Genomic DNA, 1,947 nt, shown 5'->3' on the forward strand with positions numbered 1-1,947 from the left:
TAACAATTAACAATTAACAATTAACAATTAACAATTAACAATTAACATTACACCTATCAGGTACTTCTCATTTCCTCAAGCCTGTTTCGAGCTGTTTGCAGATCTCTGCGCAGCTTCATTTGTTTTTCCAGGGCATTACGCTTGTATTCTTCAAACTCCAATTCGAGCCTGCTGAAGTCATTAGATTTCTTTTTTGCTATTTTATTGTTGTCCTTGTATTTGTACATCAATACAGCCATGCTCAGAACGAGCGCTGATATAATAATAAGATTAAACATTTTATACGCATCTTTAGAGAAGTCGATGCCCAGTACTGATATATGCGTACCTGCATATTCTTTTTCCTCCAGGAGTTGATCTTTTTGAGTTATGGTGCTCTTGAGGTCTGCTATTTCCCTTTCTTGTTGCCTGATAAGACCGGATGCCTCGGATATACTTTGCTCCTTGAGGCTCACGGAGTCCAACACAGACTTCCAAAAAGCATTGAGCTCGGTTTCTTTGATCACCTTATAGCTCTTAAATGTTTCGGAACTCTCCTTCAGCTCTTTGAATTGCTCATCTAAGGTCTGAGCAGAAACCACTGTGCCTACCAGGCAAAAAATGAAGACCGATATGTATTTTCTCATGGTACAGTTTTGAAGATGTTAAAAAATTAAATCTAAAGCTAAGTAACATTTTTCATAAAAAAGAGGTGGTTTTTTTTAATCAAAATATTAATCGTTGAATCACAATTTATGGCGATAAACGGTGCATACGTTAAGTCTCCTACTATTAAAACAAACCACAGAGCATCCTGTTAGTAGATAGACGGAAAGAATTATTTATGGCTGGATACAAACCATATTTATCTCATCCATGGCATGGGATTCCTTGCGGGGCCGGGGCTCCGGAAGTGGTCAATGCGTTTATTGAGATGACTCCCGCTGATTCTGTAAAGTATGAAATTGATAAGAACAGCGGATTTCTTAAAGCGGATAGACCCCAGAAGTTTTCAAACATAGTGCCTGCACTGTATGGTTTTATTCCTCAAACCTATTGTGCGGAGAATGTTGCCCGTTTGTGCCAGCACTATGTTGGAAAAACCGATATTGTGGGCGATGGCGACCCACTGGATATTTGTGTGCTCACGGAAAGAAATATAATCCATGGCAACATCCTTGTGCCGGCTATTCCCATCGGGGGACTGAGAATGATCGATGGAGGAGAAGCCGATGACAAAATAATAGCCATACTTAAGGGTGATGAGGTATACCAGAACTGGCATTCGATCGGTGATTGCCCTGATTCTCTGATCAACCGCTTAAAACATTATTTTTTAACCTATAAGCAAATGCCTGGCGAGGCGCCACAAAAGAAAACAGAGATTGCGGATATCTATGATAAAGAAACTGCTTACGAAGTTATACAAAATAGCAGAAAAGATTATAAATTACATTATTCGAACGTGCTGATGGAATAGCTAAAAAAGAAAGGAGTTAAGTAATGCATAACTTAAATGTTCAACACGATATTAACAACAATATTTTTTTTGCTAAGGTAAAGGGAGCTATGGCTCACCTTTCGTACAGGCGGGTGTCTCAGAAGCTACTGGAGTTTTATGATACCTACGTGCCTGAGGAGTCTCGCGGATTGGGAGTGGGTACCCACCTGGTTGAATCTGCACTTGATTATGCCAAAGAAAGAGATATTGCTATAGAGCCTACGTGCCCTTTTGTGAAAAAGATCATGGAGCTATCTGAAGAGTACAGGGTTTTAAAAGCCACATAATATAGTATTGAGATATGAGATATGAGATATGAGATATGAGATATGAGCATCGGGGACAAGGCTATATTACCATTGGCTTAGCGTGTCAATATTTCACTCATCACACGTGAAACTAAAAACTGTAAACTGTAAACTGTAAACTATAAACTATAAACTATAAACTATAAACTATAAACTATA

General features: G+C 38.7%; 3 protein-coding genes. 2 read left to right on the plus strand and 1 reads right to left on the minus strand.

All coding sequences use genetic code 11. From position 1 onward, the window contains the following. Positions 1-56: 56 nt before the first annotated feature. Positions 57-626 carry a hypothetical protein gene (locus tag C900_RS27525; protein WP_009583779.1) on the minus strand — a complete coding sequence of 190 codons (570 nt, stop codon included), beginning with the start codon at positions 624-626 and terminating at the stop codon, positions 57-59. Between the two features lie 197 nt (positions 627-823). Here C900_RS27525 and C900_RS27530 point away from each other — a divergent pair, with 197 nt between their 5' ends. After that, positions 824-1,459: an inorganic pyrophosphatase gene (locus C900_RS27530; RefSeq protein ID WP_009583780.1), complete on the plus strand. Its 636-nt coding sequence runs from the start codon at positions 824-826 to the stop codon at positions 1,457-1,459. Between the two features lie 23 nt (positions 1,460-1,482). Then, a complete protein-coding gene (locus C900_RS27535) occupies positions 1,483-1,767 on the plus strand; it encodes a GNAT family N-acetyltransferase (RefSeq protein ID WP_009583781.1) in 285 nt (94 codons plus the stop codon). Positions 1,768-1,947: the final 180 nt, after the last annotated feature.

It is taken from the genome of Fulvivirga imtechensis AK7 (assembly GCF_000331535.1).
In the GTDB taxonomy this organism is placed as follows: Bacteria; Bacteroidota; Bacteroidia; order Cytophagales; family Cyclobacteriaceae; genus Fulvivirga; species Fulvivirga imtechensis.

Bases quoted from the DNA above. Each gene is read 5' to 3' on its own strand.
- C900_RS27535 (WP_009583781.1), top strand. From the start codon at position 1,483: ATGCATAACTTAAATGTTCAACACGATATTAACAACAATATTTTTTTT.
- C900_RS27525 (WP_009583779.1), bottom strand. From the start codon at position 626: ATGAGAAAATACATATCGGTCTTCATTTTTTGCCTGGTAGGCACAGTG.
- C900_RS27530 (WP_009583780.1), top strand. From the start codon at position 824: ATGGCTGGATACAAACCATATTTATCTCATCCATGGCATGGGATTCCT.